The sequence below is a fragment of the Burkholderia sp. 567 genome, assembly GCF_040545115.1.
Classification (GTDB): Bacteria; Pseudomonadota; Gammaproteobacteria; order Burkholderiales; family Burkholderiaceae; genus Burkholderia; species Burkholderia ambifaria.
This window is the reverse complement of sequence record NZ_JBEPLG010000010.1, coordinates 165,576-185,557: the sequence shown is the minus strand read 5'-3', so window position 1 is coordinate 185,557 and position 19,982 is coordinate 165,576. Positions and strand designations below refer to the sequence as shown.

19 protein-coding genes are annotated in these 19,982 nt (G+C 70.6%); 11 read left to right on the top strand and 8 right to left on the bottom strand.

What is annotated here, in order from left to right; all coding sequences use genetic code 11:
- The first annotated feature begins 13 nt into the window (after positions 1–13).
- Positions 14–1,714 (top strand): lactate permease LctP family transporter, encoded by a 1,701-nt coding sequence (locus ABIC50_RS26800; RefSeq protein ID WP_354167990.1) that lies wholly within the window; start codon positions 14–16, stop codon positions 1,712–1,714.
- Between the two features lie 111 nt (positions 1,715–1,825).
- On the opposite strand, the gene loiP is transcribed toward ABIC50_RS26800, so the two are convergent.
- The 5 genes from loiP to ABIC50_RS26775 all read right to left on the bottom strand — a co-directional run bounded on the left by loiP (position 1,826) and on the right by ABIC50_RS26775 (position 6,167).
- Positions 1,826–2,587 (bottom strand): metalloprotease LoiP, encoded by a 762-nt coding sequence (gene loiP, locus ABIC50_RS26795; protein ID WP_166726298.1) that lies wholly within the window; start codon positions 2,585–2,587, stop codon positions 1,826–1,828.
- A 149-nt stretch (positions 2,588–2,736) separates the two neighbouring features.
- Positions 2,737–3,543: a glycosyltransferase family 2 protein gene (locus ABIC50_RS26790; protein ID WP_105832891.1), complete on the bottom strand. Its 807-nt coding sequence runs from the start codon at positions 3,541–3,543 to the stop codon at positions 2,737–2,739.
- A 125-nt stretch (positions 3,544–3,668) separates the two neighbouring features.
- Entirely contained in the window at positions 3,669–4,961 is a 1,293-nt protein-coding gene (locus ABIC50_RS26785) for a chorismate transformation FkbO/Hyg5 family protein (RefSeq protein ID WP_354167988.1), read from the bottom strand.
- A gap of 97 nt (positions 4,962–5,058) precedes the next feature.
- Positions 5,059–5,775: a 3-oxoacyl-ACP reductase FabG gene (gene fabG / locus ABIC50_RS26780; RefSeq protein ID WP_354167986.1), complete on the bottom strand. Its 717-nt coding sequence runs from the start codon at positions 5,773–5,775 to the stop codon at positions 5,059–5,061.
- 107 nt (positions 5,776–5,882) lie between these two features.
- Positions 5,883–6,167 carry a phosphopantetheine-binding protein gene (locus tag ABIC50_RS26775; protein WP_006755109.1) on the bottom strand — a complete coding sequence of 95 codons (285 nt, stop codon included), beginning with the start codon at positions 6,165–6,167 and terminating at the stop codon, positions 5,883–5,885.
- A 565-nt stretch (positions 6,168–6,732) separates the two neighbouring features.
- On the opposite strand from ABIC50_RS26775, the gene ABIC50_RS26770 reads away from it, so the two are divergent.
- The 10 genes from ABIC50_RS26770 (at position 6,733) to ABIC50_RS26725 (ending at position 17,154) form a co-directional block, all read left to right on the top strand.
- Positions 6,733–7,377 carry a COG4648 family protein gene (locus ABIC50_RS26770; protein WP_354167984.1) on the top strand — a complete coding sequence of 215 codons (645 nt, stop codon included), beginning with the start codon at positions 6,733–6,735 and terminating at the stop codon, positions 7,375–7,377.
- Positions 7,378–7,442: 65 nt separating this feature from the next.
- On the top strand, positions 7,443–9,203 hold the full coding sequence (locus tag ABIC50_RS26765; protein WP_354167982.1) for an AMP-binding protein: 1,761 nt from the start codon (positions 7,443–7,445) through the stop codon (positions 9,201–9,203).
- Positions 9,200–10,174, top strand: coding sequence for a lysophospholipid acyltransferase family protein (locus tag ABIC50_RS26760; protein WP_175728191.1), 975 nt, complete (start codon positions 9,200–9,202; stop codon positions 10,172–10,174). Before ABIC50_RS26765 ends, ABIC50_RS26760 begins: the two co-directional genes overlap by 4 nt.
- Positions 10,171–10,815 carry an outer membrane lipoprotein carrier protein LolA gene (locus tag ABIC50_RS26755; RefSeq protein WP_354167981.1) on the top strand — a complete coding sequence of 215 codons (645 nt, stop codon included), beginning with the start codon at positions 10,171–10,173 and terminating at the stop codon, positions 10,813–10,815. The genes ABIC50_RS26760 and ABIC50_RS26755 overlap by 4 nt, the downstream gene beginning before the upstream one ends.
- Complete coding sequence (locus tag ABIC50_RS26750; RefSeq protein WP_354167979.1) at positions 10,815–13,295, top strand: MMPL family transporter; 2,481 nt, start codon at positions 10,815–10,817, stop codon at positions 13,293–13,295. The genes ABIC50_RS26755 and ABIC50_RS26750 overlap by 1 nt, the downstream gene beginning before the upstream one ends.
- Positions 13,292–14,212, top strand: a complete 921-nt coding sequence (locus ABIC50_RS26745) for a polysaccharide deacetylase family protein (RefSeq protein ID WP_354167978.1) — start codon at positions 13,292–13,294, stop codon at positions 14,210–14,212. Before ABIC50_RS26750 ends, ABIC50_RS26745 begins: the two co-directional genes overlap by 4 nt.
- A gap of 63 nt (positions 14,213–14,275) precedes the next feature.
- The gene (locus ABIC50_RS26740; RefSeq protein ID WP_354167977.1) at positions 14,276–15,499 is read left to right on the top strand and encodes a beta-ketoacyl-[acyl-carrier-protein] synthase family protein; all 1,224 of its coding nucleotides are present in this window, start codon (positions 14,276–14,278) and stop codon (positions 15,497–15,499) included.
- Positions 15,496–16,314, top strand: coding sequence for a beta-ketoacyl synthase chain length factor (locus ABIC50_RS26735; RefSeq protein ID WP_354167975.1), 819 nt, complete (start codon positions 15,496–15,498; stop codon positions 16,312–16,314). The genes ABIC50_RS26740 and ABIC50_RS26735 overlap by 4 nt, the downstream gene beginning before the upstream one ends.
- Positions 16,311–16,841 carry a hotdog family protein gene (locus ABIC50_RS26730; protein WP_354167973.1) on the top strand — a complete coding sequence of 177 codons (531 nt, stop codon included), beginning with the start codon at positions 16,311–16,313 and terminating at the stop codon, positions 16,839–16,841. Before ABIC50_RS26735 ends, ABIC50_RS26730 begins: the two co-directional genes overlap by 4 nt.
- Positions 16,825–17,154, top strand: a complete 330-nt coding sequence (locus ABIC50_RS26725) for a hypothetical protein (protein WP_175656282.1) — start codon at positions 16,825–16,827, stop codon at positions 17,152–17,154. The genes ABIC50_RS26730 and ABIC50_RS26725 overlap by 17 nt, the downstream gene beginning before the upstream one ends.
- Before the next feature lie 80 nt (positions 17,155–17,234).
- On the opposite strand, the gene ABIC50_RS26720 is transcribed toward ABIC50_RS26725, so the two are convergent.
- The 3 genes from ABIC50_RS26720 to ABIC50_RS26710 form a co-directional block, all read right to left on the bottom strand.
- Positions 17,235–17,435, bottom strand: a complete 201-nt coding sequence (locus ABIC50_RS26720; protein ID WP_175656281.1) for a hypothetical protein — start codon at positions 17,433–17,435, stop codon at positions 17,235–17,237.
- Between the two features lie 198 nt (positions 17,436–17,633).
- The gene (gene phbB, locus ABIC50_RS26715) at positions 17,634–18,377 is read right to left on the bottom strand and encodes an acetoacetyl-CoA reductase (RefSeq protein ID WP_105832879.1); all 744 of its coding nucleotides are present in this window, start codon (positions 18,375–18,377) and stop codon (positions 17,634–17,636) included.
- Between the two features lie 211 nt (positions 18,378–18,588).
- A complete protein-coding gene (locus ABIC50_RS26710; RefSeq protein WP_354167971.1) occupies positions 18,589–19,770 on the bottom strand; it encodes an acetyl-CoA C-acetyltransferase in 1,182 nt (393 codons plus the stop codon).
- Positions 19,771–19,982 lie beyond the last annotated feature (212 nt).

Below are 19,982 nucleotides of genomic sequence, written 5' to 3'. Positions count from 1 at the left end.
GGAGGAGACAACCATGCAGGTTTGGCATCAGATCTACACGCCACTCGGCAGCCTCGGGCTGTCGGCGTTCGTCGCCGCAATTCCGATCATCTTCTTTTTCATCGCGCTAGCCGCCTTGCGGATGAAGGGGCACGTGGCCGCCGCGATCACGCTGCTGCTGTCGCTCGGCGTCGCGATCGTCGCGTACGGGATGCCCGTGCCGCAGGCGCTCGCGGCGGCCGGCTTCGGCTTCGCGTACGGCCTGTGGCCGATCGCGTGGATCATCGTCGCGGCCGTGTTCCTGTACAAGATCGTCGTGAAGACCGGCCAGTTCGACATCATCCGCGCGTCGGTGCTGTCGATCACCGACGACCAGCGGCTGCAGATGCTGCTGATCGGCTTCTCGTTCGGCGCGTTCCTCGAAGGCGCCGCCGGCTTCGGCGCGCCCGTCGCGATCACGGCCGCGCTGCTCGTCGGCCTCGGCTTCAAGCCGCTGCACGCGGCCGGACTGTGCCTGATCGCGAACACCGCGCCGGTCGCGTTCGGCGCGATGGGCATTCCGATCATCGTCGCCGGGCAGGTGACGGGCATCGACCCGCTCCACATCGGCGCGATGGCCGGCCGGCAGCTGCCGCTGCTGTCGCTCGCGGTGCCGTTCTGGCTCGTGTTCATGATGGACGGGCTGCGCGGCGTGCGGCAGACGTGGCCGGCCGCGCTCGTCGCGGGCGGCAGCTTCGCGGTCACGCAGTACTTCACGTCGAACCACATCGGGCCCGAGCTGCCGGACATCACGTCGTCGCTCGTCAGCCTCGTGTCGCTGGCCGTGTTCCTGAAGGTCTGGCAGCCGAGCAGCGCGAAGCAGACGGCAGGCGGCGTCGTCGCGTCCGGCGGCGGGGCGGCGCTCGCGGGGTTCGGCGCGGGCGGCAACGGTTCGGGCGCAAGCCGCCAGGCGTCGCCGTACACGCTCGCGCAGACCGTGCGCGCGTGGTCGCCGTTCCTGATCCTGACGGCCGTCGTCACCGTATGGAGCATCGCGCCGTTCAAGGCGCTGTTCGCCGCGCACGGCGCGCTCGCGTCGACCGTCCTGAAGTTCCATGTGGCCGGGCTCGACCAGCTCGTCGTGAAGACCGCGCCGATCTCCGCGACGCCGAAGGCACTCGACGCGGTGCTGAAGCTCGACCTCGTGTCGGCGGTGGGCAGCGCGATCCTCGTGACCGCGCTGATCTCGATGGCGCTGCTGCGGATGAAGCCGCGCGACGCGCTCGTCACGTTCGGCGAGACGCTGAAGGAACTCACGCGCCCGATCCTGTCGATCGGCCTCGTGCTCGCGTTCGCGTTCGTCGCGAATTACTCGGGGATGTCGTCGACGCTCGCGCTGATGCTGGCCGGCACCGGCGCCGCGTTCCCGTTCTTCTCGCCGTTCCTCGGCTGGCTCGGCGTGTTCCTGACCGGCTCGGACACGTCGTCCAACGCGCTGTTCTGCTCGCTGCAGCAGGCGACCGCGCACCAGCTCGGCGTGCCCGAGACGCTCGCGGTCGCCGCGAACACGACGGGCGGCGTGACCGCGAAGATGATCTCGCCGCAGTCGATCGCGGTGGCATGCGCGGCGACCGGCCTGGTCGGCAAGGAGTCCGATCTGTTCCGCTTCACGGTGCGCCACAGCCTGCTGTTCGCGGTGATCGTCGGCCTGATCACGCTCGTGCAGGCCTACCTGCTGCCGGGAATGGTGCCGTAAGCAGACGGCGCGGCCGCTTTCCGGGCCCGCAAAAACAAAACCCCACGCCCGAAAGAGCGTGGGGTTTGGTTCATCCCGGGCGCCGGACGAAGCCGGCGCCGCGATCGGCGATCAGCTGCCCTTCGCGATGCGATCCTGGATGTGCTGCGCACGGCTCGACGACGACGGGTGCGAGCTCATCATCGAGCTCTTGCCGCCATCGAGTTGCGCGAGTTTCTGGAACGCGGTGACGAGGCCCTTCTGGTTCATGCTCTTTTGCTTCATCAGGTCGAACGAGTAGTCGTCGGCCGCGCTTTCCTGCGTCTGCGAGAACTGCGCGTTGATGAACTTCTCGGTGATGTCGCCGAGTTGCGAGCTCGTCAGGGTCGCGACGCCCGGCGATGCCGCGCCGGCCGCGGTGCGCGCCGCGCTGACCGCATAGGCGGTCTGCATCGCCTTCTTCGAGTGACCCAGTGCGACGTGGCCCATTTCATGACCGATCACGCCGCGCAGTTCGTCGTCGTTCATCATGTCCATCAGGCCGCTGTACACGCGCACGCAGCCGTTGCCCATCGCCCACGCGTTGACGTCCTTGGTCATGTAGACCTTGTAGTTGATCTTCTGGCCGTTCAGCGTCATGTCGCCGAAGCCCTTCATCACCTTCGTCAGGCGCTTCGCGTACGCGCTGTTCGGCGCGGCGATCTTCGATTCGGCGTCGCTCGCCTTGCACGAGTCGTTCGACAGTGCCGCGATGTCGCTGTCCGACAGCGTCGCCGCCTTGTACAGGTTGGTCCCCGCCGACGTGAGGCTGTTCGCGTCGAGATTCTGCACGCCGCCGCATGCGCTCAACAGGAACGCCATGCCACACGCTGCCGCTGCTTTCTTGATATGCATCCCGGATCCCTCGGTAGTTGTAGTTGGGAGCGGCGATTTTGCATAATCCGGCAGAAAATTACCAGATGTTTACATCGAATGACAGATTGATGACCGGTCGATCCGGAATGAACCGCGCGCTTTCTCGGCGGATTAATGACCAACCGCAGTCAATCGCCGCGGCCGGGCGACCGGCTGAACGCCGAACGCGGCCGCCGCATCAGCCGCCGCGCGGCCAGCAGCGGCAGCCGCAGCACGAAACCGGCGAACAGCCGCAGGTGCATCCACGCGAGCAGCGCGTTGTCGCGACCGTAGTGGAAATGCGACACGCCGCCCTCGTGCGCGCCGAAGTAGCGCACCGGCGCCTCGATGCGGATCGGCCGCACGCCGGCCCAGCACAGCCGCACGGCCGCTTCCGGATCGAAGTCGAAGCCGCGCATCCACGGCTGCCGATGCATGATCGCGGCGAGCGGCGCGACCGGATACACGCGAAAGCCGTACAGCGAATCGCCGATCCCGGCCCACAGCGTCTCGAGGTCGGCCCAGCCGTTCGACAGCCGCCGGCCCTGCACGCGCAGCTGCGGCGCGCTCGCGTCGAACTTCGGCAGACCGAGCACCATCGCGTCCGGGCTCGCCTGCGAGGCGGCCATGAATTCGGGAATCAGCCCGGCCGGATGCTGGCCGTCGGAATCCATCGTCAGCACGTGCGTAAAGCCGCTCGCGGCCGCCGCGTCGAGGCCGGCCAGCACCGCCGCGCCCTTGCCGCGGTTCTCCGGCAGCACGATCACGCGCAGCCCCGGATCGCGCTCGGCCATCGCCTGCAGCCGCTCGGCGCTGCCGTCGGTGCTGCCGTCGACGACGACCCACACCGGGTTCCACTGCGCGCGGGCGTTGCGTACGGTCGTGTCGACCTTGAGGCCCGGGTTGTAGCTCGGAATCAACACGAGATGGGTGGACGACGCGTGCAGCTTGGACATGGGAACGGCCGATTGCGAAGACGATGATCCTGACAAAAGTGTATGACCTGGCGGCGCGCGCCGACAGGCTTCCTCGACGTCGCCCGCATGCGGCGACGGTTCGCGCAGCGACAGGCCCGCGCGCTTCACGACAGTGGCTCCAGCGGATGGCCGGCGCTCGCGTCGATCTCGACCAGCAGATCGTCGCGGCACACGTGCGCGTGGACGAACAGCGCGCGCACGTCGGCGCCGGCCGCATCGCGCAGCGCGCGTTCGATCGCGGCGAGCGCCGCGGTGTCGCCGGCGTCGCGCACGTAGACGCGATAGCTCAGATCGGCGAGCGCGAACGGGCCGTGCCCCTGCCGCGCCGCCTGCTCAAGCACGGCCGCCAGGTTCGCGATCGTTTCGCGCGTTTGCGCGACGACATCGCCACGATGCAGGGTGCGGTGCCCGACGATGCTCGCGGTGCCCGATACGAACAGCAGCGGTGCCGCGGCGCCGTCGGTCCATGCGGCCGCGCGCGCGAACGTCGGCGCACGCGGGCCGTACTCGGCTGGGTAGTGATACGCGCTAACCTGGCGCGGGTTCTCGACCGGATCGGCCGGCGTACGGCTCGCGATGAAATGGATCGCGAGCGGCGCGGCCGGCGGCGTGTCGCCCGTGACCGGCACGACCGAACCGAGCGCGCAGGCGGCCGGCACGCTGCCCGTCAGCGCGCGGCGGCACGCGTCGAACGCGCGTTGCCTGCCGATATTGAACTGACGATAGCGTTCGATCCCGAACTGATGCGCATTGATCGCCGGCACCGTGTTCCAGATCCGCAGCGGATGCGGCAGATCGAGCGTATCGAGCACGTCGAACAGCGCGCGGTACGCATCGTAGGTCGCGCGTTCGAGCGGCGTGCCGCCGTCGTGATCCGCCATATCGGTCGCTTCCTGCGTTTCCTGCACGACGATGCTGCCGAACACGAGCCCCGCGGTTTCGCTGTAGCGATATTGCAGCGCGCCGCGTCGCGCGCTGCGCAAGTCGGGCGCGTCGCACTGCCAGATTTCGCAGACCGCGTCGCCGTGTGCGTGGCCGCCGGCATCGAGCAGCGTAATCGGCACCGGTGCGAGCGGCAGCTCGGGCGCGGCGACGGCGAGCATGCGTGTCATCGCATCGGCCGGCGATCCGGCCGCGCCGATGCACACCGCGCCCAGCGCGCCGGGAAACAGGTGCTCGAATGCGTCGCCGCGCTGGTGCGCATCGTGCAGCAGCGCGGCCAGCCGTGCGTGATCGATCCGGGCGAGCCGCAGCGCACGGCTGCCGCCGTTCGTCGCGGACGGGATGCCCGCTCGCGATGCGGCGGGCGCGGCTGCCGTGTGCTCGGGGGCCACCGCGTTCGGGGCGGACGACAGGGAACATGCTTGCCGTTCGGCGTCGACTGGATGCACTGACACTTCGATTTCCTCACTATGCGGCGCAGGCTCGCGACACCCGAGCCACGCGCCGCGTTGCGCGCCGTTGCTTCGCGTCAAGCCGACGCAGCGCGCGTCGTCATGCGAGCCCGCCGTTGACGGACAGCACCTGTCCCGTCACATAGGCGGCCGCATCGGATACCAGATACGCGACCATCGCCGCGACTTCGTCGGGGCGGCCCGCGCGTTGCGCCGGCACGAGCTGCTTGATCCGTTCGGCGGGAAACGCATGGTCGGCCATCGACGATTCGATGATGCCGGGCGCGACCGCGTTCACCGTGATCCCGCGCGACGCGAGCTCCAGCGACAGTGATTTCGTCGCGCCGATCAGCCCCGCCTTCGCGGCCGCGTAGTTGACCTGCCCGCGGTTGCCGGTCACGCCCGCGACCGACGCGATGTTGACGATCCGTCCGCGCCGCGTGCGGATCATCGGCAGCAACAGCGGCTGCGTGACGTTGAAAAAACCGTTGAGCGTCACGTCGATCACGCTGTGCCATTGCCGGCGCGACATGCCGGCCATCGGCGCGTCGTCGTGAATGCCGGCGTTGTTGACGAGGATCTGCACCGGCGCGTCGTCGACGAACGGCGCGAGCGCGGCGAGCGTCGCGTCGCCATCGGTCACGTCGAACGCGATCGCGTGCGCGGAGCCGCCGGCCGCGACGATCTGCTGCGCGACGGCCTCCGCCTGCGCGAGATTCCGGTTCGCGTGCACCCAGACTTCGTGACCGGCCTGCGCGAGCGCCGTGCAGATCGCCTGCCCGAGTGCGCCGCTGCCGCCCGTTACGAGCGCCCGCATCGACTTGCTCCGTTCATCGCGTTTCACCTCGATCGACGCGGCGGCCTGTCGTCCAGCGACGGCCGCCGCGTGCGGTAATCATCCGTGTGCCGCGCCGTGCGCGCCCGTCACTTCGTGCGATGCGCGGCGACGTATGCGGCAAGCGCGCCGAGCGTCGCGAAGATCTGTTTGTTGTCCGGATTGTCCGAGCGCAGCTCGAAGCCGTATTTCTTCGAGATCAGCAGCGCGATTTCGAGGATGTCGATGGAGTCGAGCCCGAAGCCCTCGCCGTACAGCGGGGTCCCGGCCGTCACCGTTTCGAGCGGGACGTCTTCGAGATTCAGTTCGCCGATGATCAGCGTGGCGAGCTCTTGTTCCAGTGCGTTCATCATGCTTGCGGGCAGGCGGCCCATGGCAGCGGGAGGCACCCGGAAACGGCAACCGTCATGCATGCCCGGCGCGTGCGAAGCCCGCGCGAATCTCCGTCCCTCCGGCGTCTGCCGGCTTCCCCGCCTGCGTTATTGGGGGTCGTTTGTAAAAGTTACGCGGATTCTAGTGGATGGGTATCGGTGCGTATACCGTGAATGGTTACAGACTGAAGGGCCGCGCCACGGCCGGTTTCGGGCCCCGATCGCAGCAGACGCTTGAGCCGCTGCGGATGGAAATGGATCGTCGCCGCGAAAGCGTCGGTGCGCTGCCATACATTCGGTTACAAAACCCGGCCGCGCCCGTCTCGAACCGCCACGCAGCGGCCCTAAAATGGCGGGCACGACAGCCGGCCCGGACACGCGTCCCGGCCGCCATTCATATGATGTTTGACGGCCCGACGAACGCGTCCGGCCTCACGATACGCCCGATGTTTCCAGCAGCCATGCCGCGCCCGTCCATTTGCCTCGCCCCCGTTTGCCCGCCCGTGCGCCGCCGTGCCGCGGCCGCCGGCGGCGACGCGTGCGCACGTCGCGCGCCGGGAGCGCCGCGATGAGCACGCCGCTCGCGATCGTGCGCGGCGTCGGCGCGCTCGCCGCGGTGGCTGCGTACCAGATCGGCGCGCACTACGCGGCCGCGACGCCCGGCGCGCACGGGGTCGGCCTCGCGATGGCGCTCGTGCCGCCGCTGCTGCTCGCGCTCGGCGCGGCATGGCGCTCGCCGCGGCGCGCGTGGCTCGTGCCGGCGTGGCTACTGGCCGCCGTCGCGCTGTGGGCTGCGCGCATCCCGCTCGCGCGCCATTTCGAATGGGGGCTGTATCTGGAACACGCGAGCGTCAACGTCGCGATGGCGCTGCTGTTCGGCCGCACGCTCGCGGCCGGCCAGGTGCCGCTGTGCACGCATTTCGCGACGATGATCCACGGCACGATCACACCGGCCGTCGCGCGCTACACGCGGCGCATCACGCTCGCGTGGACGCTGTTCTTCGTCGCGATCGCCGCCGTGTCGACGCTGATGTTCGCCACCGCGCCGATCGTCGCGTGGTCGACGTTCGCAAACTACCTGTCGCTGCCGCTCGTCGCCGTGATGTTCGCCGCCGAGCATGCGTGCCGGCGCTTCGCGTTGCCGCACGATGCTCGGGCGCGGATGGTCGACGCGGTGCGCGCGTACCGCGCGTCGACGCAACCGTCACGATGAATTCATGGCCGGCGCGGCGCCGCATTGCGGCCGCGCCGGTCACCGCTTCCCGCTCTAGCCGATTTATGCCGACTCACCCGCTGGTATTCCATTCGTCGCCGGACCAGACGATCGCCTGGCGCGACGGCACGCCCGTCACCGTGCGCGCGTTCGTCGCCGACGTCGCACGCGTGGCTGCCGCGCTGCCCGCCGGCGGCCACGTGTTCAACGTGTGCCGCGACCGCTACCGCTTCGCGGTCAGCCTGTGCGCGGCGCTCGTCTCCGACAGGATCAGCCTGCTGCCGTCGACGCATACGCCGGAGATGGTGCGCCAGCTCGCGTCGTTCGCACCGGACGCGTTCTGCCTGCACGACGCGCCCGACTGCACGATCGACCTGCCGCGCTTCGCGTATCCGGACGCCGCCGCCGGCGACCTCCGCGACGACGCACCCTGCGTGGTGCCGCGGATCGACGCGGCGCGGATCATGGCGTACGTGTTCACCTCCGGCTCGACCGGCGCGCCGGTGCCGCACCGCAAGACCTGGGGCTTCCTGGTCGGCTGCGTGCGCGCGGCGGCCGACCGCCTCGGCCTGCTCGACGGCCGCGCGGCCACGCTGATCGGCACCGTGCCCGCGCAGCACATGTACGGCTTCGAGTCGACGGTGTTGCTCGCGCTGATCGGCGGCCTCGCGTTCAGCAATCGCCAGCCGTTCTATCCGCGCGACATTCGCGACGAACTCGACGCGATCCCGCAGCCGCGCGTGCTCGTCACGTCGCCGATCCACCTGCGCGCGCTGCTGTCGGCCGGCCATGCGCTGCCGCCGGCCGCGCTCGTGCTGTCGGCCACCGCGCCGCTGTCGGAAAAACTCGCGTGCGAAGCCGAGGCCGCGCTCGATGCGCCGCTCGTCGAGATCTACGGCAGCACCGAGACCGGCCAGATCGCGACGCGCCGCACGTCGCAGGGCGCGACCTGGCAACTGTTCCCGGACATCCGGCTCGATGTGCGTGATGCGTGTGATGCGCCGCACGGCGACGCCGCGGCCGACGACAGCGGCCCGACCGTGTGGGTATCGGGCGGACACGTCGAGGCCCCCGTGCCGATGGGCGACGCGCTCGAGCTGCTCGGCGACGGCCGGTTCCTGCTGCATGGCCGCAAGGCGGACCTCGTCAACATCGCCGGCAAGCGCACGTCGCTCGCCTATCTGAATCATCAATTGAATGCGATTGCCGGCGTGGTCGATGGCGTGTTCTTCATGCCGGACGAAGCCGCGCCGGACCACGCCGATGCGACCCGCGAACCGGTCACGCGCCTCGTCGCGCTCGTGGTCGCCCCGACGCTCGCCGCGGCTGATCTGCAACGCGCGCTGCGCGAACGGATCGATCCCGCGTTCATGCCGCGTCCGCTCGTGTTCGTCGATGCGTTGCCGCGCAACGAAACGGGCAAGCTGCCGCGCGACGTGCTCGCCGCGCTCGTCGCACGGCACGCGCGCGCCGGCGCGGCCGACGGGGGCGAGCGCAGCGAGACGGATGCGCCGCTCGCGTTCACGATTCCCGCCGATCACCCTGCGCTGCCCGGCCATTTCCCCGGCCATCCGATCGTGCCGGGCGTCGTGCTGCTCGATCACGCGATCGCCGCGCTCGGCGCTTCGCTGAACCGCCCGCTGGATACGTGGCGGCTGGCTTCCGCGAAATTCCTGAGCCCGGTCGCGCCCGGCGAACCGCTCGATCTCGCGTTCGATGCGGCGGCAGGCGGTGCGATCCGCTTCACGCTGCGCGCCGGCGCGCGCGACGTCGCGACCGGCGTGCTGTCCGCGCCGCCGGCCGCACCGGAAGGCGCGCAGCCATGAAGCGCACCGCATGGGCCGAGCGCCAGGAACGCAGCAACGCGGCGCTGCTGCGCGCGATGACCTGGATCTCGCTGCGGTTCGGCCGGCAGCCGTCGCGCGTCGTGCTGCACGCCATCGCGGCCTATTTCGTGCTGTTCTCTCCGGTCGCGCGCGCGGCGTCGCGCGACTACCTGCGCCGCGTGCTCGGCCGTCCGGCGCGCTGGCGCGACGTGTACCGGCACGTGTTCACGTTCGCGGCGACGATCCACGACCGCATCTACCTGATGAACGGCCGCTTCGACCTGTTCGACATCCGGCTGCACGGCGAAACGCGGGTGGACGACGCGCTCGCCGGCGGGCGCGGCGCAGTGCTGATGGGCGCGCACCTCGGCAGCTTCGAAGTCGTGCGGGCGATCGGCCGCACGCGTCCGGACCTGCGCGTCGTCGTCACGATGTTCGAAGAGAACGCGCGCAAGATCAACGCGACGCTCGCCGCCGTGAATCCGGCCGCGAAGCCGGAAGTGATTCCGCTCGGGCAGGTCGACTCGATGCTGAAGGTGCGCGAGCGCCTCGACGCGAACTGCATGGTCGGGATGCTCGCCGACCGCACGCTGCTCGACGACGCGGCCGCGTCGATGCGGCGGCTGCCGCTGCTCGGCGCGCCGGCCGCGTTCCCGCTCGGGCCGCTCTACATGGCCGCGATGCTGCGGCGCCCGGTGCTGTTCATGACCGGCCTCTATCGCGACGGCAATCGCTACGACGTGCACTTCGAGACGCTCGCCGATTTCTCCGACGTGCGCCGCGACACCCGCGCGGCGGCCGTCGACGCGGCGCTCGCGCGCTACGTCGCGCTGCTCGACCGGTATTGCCGCGCGGCGCCGTACAACTGGTTCAACTATTTCGATTTCTGGCAGACCGGCGACGCCGCCGCGCGCCGCGACGATGCGCGCGCGTGCACCGGGCTGCCCACCCCGAGGGATTCCGACGCATGACCGCCGTTCGCCGCTTCCTGTCACTGTTGCCGCTGTCGTTCCTGCTCGCGCCGCGCCACGCCGCGCGCGTGTTCGCCGTCGCGGCGGCCGTCGCGCTCGCGCTGCCCGCGCAGGCGGCCGACACCGGTTCGGCATGGACCCTCGACCGGCTGATGTCGACGCTCGCGCAGCACAAGTCCGGGCGTGCGACGTTCACCGAGACGAAGACGCTGTCGATCGCCGCGCAGCCGCTCGAATCGTCGGGCGAGCTCGTGTTCGTCGCGCCCGACCATCTCGAGAAGCACACGCTGAGCCCGAAGCCCGAACATCTCGTCGTCGACGGCGACATGCTCACCGTCGAGCGCAACAACCGCAAATTCACGCTCGCGCTCGCGCGCTACCCCGAGCTCGGCGCCTTCATCGACAGCATCCGCGCGACGCTCGCCGGCAATCGCTACGCGCTCGAGCAGGTGTACAAGGTCGCGCTCGCCGGCCGTGGCGACGACTGGACGCTCACGCTCACGCCGCTCGATTCGCGGATGCTGAAGGTCGTCAGCACGATCACGCTCGACGGCACGCGCGACGTGTTGCGCAGCGTCGCGATCCGGCAGGCCGACGGCGACTATTCGACGATGCGCCTGCAACCCGTCCCGGCGAACTGATGGACGAACGCACCCGGCCGACCGCTCCCGTCACCCGGCGCCTGCCCGCGTGGCGGCAATGCGCGGTGCTCGTGTGGCTGCTCGCGCTCGTCGCATGCGCGATCGCGATCGCCCGCGCGAATTTCACGGCCGATTTGTCCGCGTTCCTGCCGCGCGCGCCGAGCGCCGGGCAGCGCGTGCTCGTCGAGCAACTGCGCGACGGCATCGTGTCGCGGCTGATCCTCGTCGCGATCGACGGCGGCGATGCGGCCACGCGCGCCGCGCTGTCGCGGCGCGTCGCCGGCACGCTGCGCGCCGACCGGCAATTCTCCGCGATCAACAACGGCGAGGCCGTGAACGACGCGCGCGACCAGCAGTTCGTGTTCGATCATCGCTACCTGCTGAGCCCGGCCGTCACGCCGCGACGCTTCAGCGCGGACGGCCTGCACCAGGCGCTCGGCGACAGCCTCGACCTGCTGGGCTCGTCGGCGGGCCTCGTCGCGAAGGCGATGCTGCCGCGCGACCCGACCGGCGAAGTGACCGCGCTCGTCGACCAGCTCGACAGCGGCGCGCAGCCCGTCGTGCGCGATGGCGTGTGGGCGTCGCGCGACGGCACGCGCGCGGTGCTCGTCGTGCAGACGGCCGCCGCCGGCTCCGACACCGACGCGCAGGCACGCGCGATCGACGCGGTGCGCCGCGCGTTCTCCGCCGCGACGCAGACGCTGCCGAACCCGGCCGCGTACACGCTCGCGATGACCGGCCCCGGCGTGTTCTCGGTCGACACGCGCGACACGATCCGGCACGACGTCGAGCGGCTGTCGAGCGCGAGCCTCGTGTTGATCGTCGCGCTGCTGCTGACGCTGTACCGCTCGCCGCGCACACTCGCGCTGGGGCTGCTGCCGGTGCTGACGGGCATCGCGGCCGGCATCGCGGCGGTCAGCGTCGCGTTCGGCACCGTCCATGGGCTGACGCTCGGTTTCGGCACGACGCTGATCGGCGAAGCCGTCGACTATTCGATCTACCTGTTCGTGCAATCGGCGCAGATGGGCTCGCGCGGCGCCGCGCGGCCCGCCGACGCGATGCGCGCGTGGCTCGCCGCATACTGGCCGACGATTCGGCTCGGCGTGCTCACGTCCGTGTGCGGCTTCGCGTCGATGCTGTTCTCCGGCTTTCCGGGCCTCGTGCAGCTCGGGCTCTATTCGATCGTCGGGCTGACGGCCGCCGCGCTCGTCACGCGCTACGTGCTGCCGCACCTGCGCGGCGAGCACGTCGCGATTCGCGACGTGTCGCGCATCGGCGCGGTGCTCGCGCGTGCGGCCGCCGCGGCACCGCGGCTGCGCTGGCCGCTCGCCGTGCTCGTGCTTGCCGCGTGCGCGACGCTCGTGCTGCATCGCGAATCTCTGTGGAGCCGCGAGCTCGCGGCGCTCAGTCCCGTTCCCGCCCGTGCGCAGGCACTCGACGCGCGCCTGCGCGCCGATGTCGGTGCACCGGACGTGCGCTACCTCGTCGTGATTTCCGCGCCGACCGAACAAGCCGCGCTCGAACGCGCGGAACGGGTCGCCGCGCAATTGCAGCCGCTCGTCGATCGCGGCGCGCTCGCGGGTTTCGAAAGTCCCGCGCGCTACCTGCCGAGCGACGCCGCGCAGCGCGCGCGCCAGGCGAGCCTGCCGGACGCGGACGCGCTCGCCGCGCGCATGCGCGCGGCTGTCGCGAACCAGCCGATCTCGGTCAGACCAGAGGTGTTCGCACCGTTCGTCGCCGATGTCGAAGCCGCGCGCCACGCGCCGCTGCTCACGCGCGCCGACCTGCGCGGCACGTCGGTGGCGCTCGCCGTCGACGCGCTGCTGACCGAGCGCGCGGGCCGCTGGAGCGCGATGCTGCCGCTGCGCGCGCCGGACGCCGCTCACGCCGCGTCAACCGCCGCGCCGGCACTCGATGCCGCGCCGATCCGCGCGGCCGTCGCGCGCGCCGGCGTACCCGACGCGCTGTTCGTCGACATGAAGGCCGAGGCCGACCGCCTGTACGTGAACTACGTGCACGAGGACATCCGGCTGTCGCTCGCGGGTTTCGCGGCGATCGCCGTGCTGCTGCTGATCGCGCTGCGCTCGCCGCGCCGCGTCGTGCGCGCGCTCGCGCCGCTCGTCGCGGCCGTGGTCGTGGTGACTGCCGGCTTCGCGCTCACCGGCGTGCAGTTGACGATCCTGCACCTCGTCGGGATGCTGCTGATCGTCGCGGTCGGCTCGAACTATGCGCTGTTCTTCTGCAAGCGCGACGACGCACAACCGGTCACGCCGTACACGCTCGTATCGCTGCTGATCGCGAACCTCGCGACGGTCGCCGGCTTCGGCCTGCTCGCGCTGTCACGCGTGCCGCTGCTCGAAACCTTCGGGCTGACCGTCGGCCCCGGCGCGATGCTCGCGCTGGCGTTCGCGGCGATTCTCGCGCCGCGCGCCGCGGCCGCGAACGGCCGTCCCCATGATCCGACAGGAGCTCGCGCATGAACGCGCCGTCATCCGTTTCACCGCGGCAGCCCGGCGATACGCGCCGCTGGAAACCGACGCCGCTGATCGCGGGCACGGCCGCGCTGCATGCGGGCGCGCTCGCGGCCGTCGTCGCGCAGCCGGCCGCATGGCCGTGGGCCGCCGGCGGCGTGGTCGCCTCGCATCTCGCGCTGACGGCCGCCGGCCTGTGGCCGCGCAGCGCATTGCTCGGGCCGAACTGGACGCGGCTGCCGGCCGATGCCGGCCGCCGGATCGCGCTGACGATCGACGACGGCCCGGACCCCGACGTCACGCCGCGCGTGCTCGACCTGCTCGATCGTTACGATGCACGCGCGACGTTCTTCTGCATCGGCGATCTCGCGCGACGCCATCCGCAATGGATCGAAGCGATCGTCGCGCGCGGCCATGCGGTCGAGAACCACAGCCAGCGGCACCGGCATACGTTCTCGCTGTCGGGGCCCGCCGCGCTGCGGCGCGAAATCGCCGCCGCGCAGCAGACGCTGACCGAGATCGCCGGCACGCGACCGCGCTTCTTCCGCGCGCCGGCCGGCCTGCGCAATCCGTTTCTCGAGCCGGTGCTCTGCGAGCTCGGCCTGCAGCTCGCCAGCTGGACGCGCCGCGGCTTCGACACGCGCGAGCACGATGCGGACACCGTCACGCGCCGCCTGCTGGACGGCCTCGCGCCCCAGGACATCCTGCTCGTGCATGACGGCCATGCGGCGCGCGATGCGCGCGGCGAACCGGTCGTGCTCGACGTGCTGCCGGCACTGCTGCGCGCGGCCGCCGATGCGCGGTTGCAGTGGACCACGCTGCGCGCCGCGCTTGCGCCCGAACCGCCCGAATCGCCCGAAGCGCCCGAAGCGCCCGAAGCGCCCGGCCAGCCTGGGATGCCGGCCCCCCCGTTTGATAAAATCTGACCATGCCCGGCGCGCCCGCCAGCCCTGCTGCGGCGCCCGTTCCGGCCACCGGATGCGACCCTCGTGAAACCTCTGCTGCTCTCGCACTTCACCGCCACCAGCTGCATCGGACGCGGCCTCGACGCGACCCTCGACGCGCTGCGCCACGCGCGCGGCGCTCTCACGCCGTGCGACTTCGAACGCGCCGAACTCGACACGTGGATCGGCTCGGTGGACGGCGTCGATGCGCAGCCCGTGCGCGCGGATCTCGCCGACTTCGACTGCCGCAACAACCGCCTCGCGCAGCTCGGCCTCGTGCAGGACGGCTTCGACGCGCGCGTCGCCGCGGCCGTGTCGCGCCATGGCGCCGCACGCGTCGGCGTGTTCATCGGCACGAGCACGTCCGGCATCCTCGAGACCGAACGCGCGTACGAGCAACGCGATCCGGCGAGCGGCGCACTGCCCGCCGGATTCCGCTATGCGCATACCCACAACCCGTATTCGCCGGCCGCATTCGTGCGCGCGTATTTCGGGCTGCGCGGGCCGGCGATGGCGATCTCGTCCGCGTGTTCGTCCGGCGCGAAGGTATTCGGCTCCGCGCGCCGGATGATCGAAGCGGGGCTGATCGATGCGGCTATCGTCGGCGGCGTCGATTCGCTGTGCCTGACGACGCTGTACGGCTTCAATTCCCTCGAACTGCTGTCGCGCAAGCCGTGCCGGCCGTTCGACGTCGCACGCGACGGCATCTCGATCGGCGAGGCGGCCGCGTTCGCGCTGCTCGAACGCGTGCCGGACGCACGCACCGCGCTCGACGACGACGCGATCCTGCTGCTCGGCGTCGGCGAATCGAGCGATGCGCATCATATGTCGTCGCCGCATCCGGACGGGCTCGGCGCGCGCGTCGCGATCGAACAGGCGCTCGCATCGGCCGGCCTCGACGCGAGCGACATCGACTACGTGAACCTGCACGGCACCGCGACGCCCAGCAACGACGCCGCCGAAAGCCGCGCCGTGGGCGCGCTGCTCGCGCGCACGCCGTGCAGCTCGACGAAGGGGGCGACCGGTCACACGCTCGGCGCCGCCGGCGCGCTCGAAGCCGTCGTCGCCGCGCTCGCGCTGCGCGAGCAGTTCGTGCCGGCCGGCGTCAACACGACGCAACCCGACCCGGCGCTGTCCGCCGACTACGTGCTCGCGAGCCGCGACGCGCACCTGCGTGCGGTCCTGTCCAATTCGTTCGGCTTCGGCGGCACGAATTGCAGCCTGATCCTCGGCCGCGCCGAGCACGCCCGCCGCCGGGAGCCGACATGACACTCACCGCCTTCATCGAAAGTGTCGGCCTCATCGGGCCGGGACTGAACGACTGGCCGCACGCGGCCGACGTGCTCGCCGGGCGCACGCCCTATGCGAGCGCGCGCACCGTGCTGCCGCCGCCGGCCGGCCTGCCGCCGGCGGAACGCCGCCGCACCGGCCCCGTGGTGCGCGTCGCGCTCGCGGTCGGCCTCGAAGCGGCAGCCGCGAGCGGTCGCGATCCCGCCACGCTCGCGACCGTGTTCAGCGCGTCCGGCGGCGACGGCCAGAATTGCCACGCGATCTGCGAGACGCTCGCCGGCGACGACCGCCACCTGTCGCCCACGCGCTTTCACAACTCCGTGCACAACGCGCCGGCCGGCTACTGGAGCATCGCCACGCGGGCGATGGCGACGTCGAACGTGCTGTGCGCGCACGACGGCAGCTTTGCCGCGGGCCTGCTCGAGAGCCTGTGCCAGGTCGCGGTCGATCGCGTGCCGAGCCTGCTGATCGCCTACGACACCGACTATCCGGAGCCGCTGCGCGCGGTGCGGCCGATCGTCGACGCATTCGGCGTCGCGTTCGTGTTCGCGCCCGACGCAAGCGAACGCACGCTCGCGCGCATCGACGTGCAGCTGACCGACGCGCCGGCGACGACACTCGCGAACCGCGAACTCGACGCGCTGCGCACCGGCAATCCGGCCGCGCGTGCGCTGCCGCTGCTCGACGCGCTCGCCGCGCGGCGTGCGACGCGCGTCGTGCTCGACTATCTGGAAGACACGCGCGTGCAGGTCGATATCGCGCTGCCCGATGCCGCCGCGGAGCACGCGCGATGACGGCGCCCGTCTCGACACCGACGCCGCCGCCGACGACGCTCGATCGCGCATGGATCGCCGCGCACATTCCGCACGACGGCGCGATGTGCGTGCTCGATCGCGTCGAAGCATGGGATGCCGCGCGCATCCGCTGCAGCGCGACGAGCCATCGCGATCCGCACAACCCGCTGCGCTCGCGCGGCCGGCTCGCGTCGGTCTGCGGAATCGAATACGCGGCGCAGGCGATGGCCGTGCACGGCGCGCTGCTCGGGGCGCAACAGGAGCAGACGGAACAAACGCGGCCGCGCGCCGGCTATCTCGCAAGCGTGCGCAACGTCGACGCGTTCGTCGATCGGCTCGACACGCTCGCGCTGACGCTGATCGTCGACGCCGAACGCATCGGCGGCGACGACCGTTCCGTGCTGTACGGCTTCGTGCTGCGCTGCGACGATCGCGTGCTGCTCTGCGGCCGCGCGGTAGTGATGCTCGATGCATCGGCGGCCGGCGCACTCGTTCCGCCGCCGGCCGGCCATGCAAGCCCCCGATGAATTTGCCCAAGGAAACCAGGTCGTGAAAGCACGTCAGTTCATTTGCAGCGCAATCGTCCTCGCCCTGATCAGCCCGATCGCGCACGCGGACATGTCGGAAGTGAAGCAGGACATCAAGCGCGATTCGAAGGAAGCCGCGCACAAGACCGGCGAGGCTGCACGCAGCTTCGGCCATGCGACCGCGAGCGCCGCGAAGACGGTCGGTCACGGCATCGCGCACGTGTCGCGCGAGGGCTGGGATGCCACCAAGCGCACGACGAAGCGAATCTTCCACAAGAACGATTCGGGCGAAGGCGCGCAGAAGAGCGATTGAGTGTGAGCGTCCCGCGCAGCGCAGGCAGGATGCGCGGGATGCGGCACGACGCGCGAGTGCGCCGCTGCCGCACCGCTTCGTCATCGCACGCCGTTGCGCGTGCGGCGCGCCGGCCGGCGCGCGAGGCACTTGCCGTACGCGACGAACCAGCAATCGCGATGATCAAAATTTCGCAGCAGCCGCGCGCGGCGCCGCTCGAGCCAGTGAAGCGCGATCGCCATCGTCAGCGCGACGGCCAGTGCCGAGCCGCCGATCGCGAGTCCCATCCAGGTTTCACCCATGCCTCCTCCGGAATGCGAGGCCGGGGCGGCACGCCTGCCGCGACGCGGTAGCTGGAGCGCGGACGCATCCGGCCCCCGCATGTGTGGCGACCCTGCGTCCATGATCCATCACCGCACGCATGCCGCGCCGCTCCGGCGCTGGATACAGCGGGAGCACGGCCCGGACGCACGCGCGAACGCCGCCCGGGCCGCCGCGCGTCACTGCATGTGCTGGCCGCCGTTGATCGCGATGTTGGAGCCCGTCACGAAACCGGCCTCCTCCGAGCACAGATACGCGACCAGCCCCGCGACTTCCTCGGGCTTGCCGAGCCGGCCCGCCGGAATCTGCGGGAGGATCTTCGAATCGAGGATGTCCTGCGGGATCGCCGTCACCATCTTCGTCGCGAGATAGCCCGGCGACACGGTGTTCACCGTCACGCCCTTGCGCGCGGTCTCGAGCGCGAGCGATTTCGTGAAGCCGTGCATGCCGGCCTTCGCGGCCGCGTAGTTGGTCTGGCCGATCGAACCCTTCGAGCCATTGACCGACGCGATGTTGACGATGCGTCCCCAGCCGCGCTCGACCATGCCGTCGCAAACCGGCTTCGTCATGTTGAACACGGAATCGAGGTTGGTGCGGATCACCGCATCCCAGTTGACCTTGTCGAGCTTGCGCAGCGTCATGTCGCGCGTGATGCCCGCGTTGTTCACCAGGATGTCGACCGGGCCGACTTCCCGGACGATTTTCTCGATGCATTGCTGGCACGAATCGTAATCGGCCACATCCACCGGATACGCGTGGAATTCGCGACCGGCCGCGTGCATGTCGGTCAGCCAGCGGTCGGCACCGGTATTGTTCGGCGAATACGTGACAACGACCTGGTAGCCAGCGTCGTTCAACCGGATGCTGATCGCTTCGCCAAGACCGCCCATCCCACCCGTCACAACTGCAATTCGCTTAGTCATCCTATTAGTTACCGAGAAGTAAAGTAATCAATGGTGCGCGGCGACGACATGGCACATGCCGCCGCCCCACCGCTTCGATGCGCCCGCGTCGCTGACGCGGCGCGCACCGGAACATCACACCTGTCGCGGGTTGCCCGTTGCGCGCGCAACCTGCCTCGCGCGTGCGCGGCGCAGGCCTGCGCCGCACGCGTGCATGCTCGTCAGGCCTGGCTCAACCGCGTTCGACCGCGAGTGCGACACCCATCCCGCCGCCGATGCACAGCGACGCCAGACCGCGCTTCGCATCGCGCTTGACCATCTCATGCAGCAGCGTCACCAGGATCCGGCAGCCCGACGCGCCGATCGGGTGACCGATCGCGATCGCCCCGCCGTTCACGTTCACCTTCGACGTGTCCCAGCCCATCTGCTTGTGCACCGCCAGCGCCTGCGCCGCGAATGCCTCGTTGATTTCCATCAGGTCCAGGTCGCCCGGCGTCCAGCCCGCACGCTCCAGCGCGCGGCGCGAGGCCGGCACCGGGCCCATGCCCATCACGCTCGGATCCACGCCCGCATTCGCGTACGCCTTGATCCGCGCCAGCGGCGTCAGGCCCAGTGCCGCCGCCTTCTGCGCCGACATCACCAGCACCGCCGCCGCGCCGTCGTTCAGCCCCGACGCGTTCGCCGCCGTCACCGTGCCTTCCTTCGCGAACGCCGGCTTCAGGGCCGCCAGCGATTCCGCCGTCACGCCGTGACGCACGAATTCGTCGGTCGCGAACTGCAGCGGCTCGCCCTTGCGCTGCGGAATCGACACCGGCACGATCTCGTCGTTGAAGCGGCCGGCCTTCTGCGCGGCTTCCGCCTTGTTCTGCGACAGCGCCGCGAACGCGTCCTGCTCGTCGCGCGTGATCCCGTATTCCTTCGCGACGTTCTCCGCCGTGATGCCCATGTGGTACTGGTTGTACACGTCCCACAGGCCGTCGACGATCATCGTGTCGACCAGCTTCGCGTCGCCCATCCGGAACCCGTCGCGCGAGCCCGGCAGCACGTGCGGCGCCGCGCTCATGTTTTCCTGGCCGCCCGCGATCACGATCTCCGCGTCGCCCGCCGCGATCGCGTTCGCCGCCAGCATCACGGCCTTCAGGCCCGAGCCGCACACCTTGTTGATCGTCATGCCCGGCACCGCGCTCGGCAGGCCGGCCTTGATCAGCGACTGACGCGCCGGGTTCTGCCCCGAGCCTGCCGCCAGCACCTGGCCCATGATCACTTCGCTCACCTGGTCGGGCTTCACACCCGAGCGCTCCAGCACCGCGCGAATCACCGTCGCGCCCAGTTCCGGTGCCGCGATCTTCGCGAGCGAGCCGCCGAATTTGCCGACCGCGGTCCGCGCGGCCGATACGATCACTACGTCCGTCATGTTCAATTCCTGCTTTGAAATCAGTGGGTCGATCCGAATCGTGTGCCGGTGCCGGCACGGCACTGCGGCCGGCGACGGCGCGTGAGCGCCGCGCGGCTCGCGATGCGGCTGCACGTTCGCGCGCGCATGCGCGCGGCACATCCGCGTGCTCCGGCCGTGTCCGGGCACGCCGCGGCGAGCGGAAAGCTCGCCGGCCGCCACGCGGCACACGC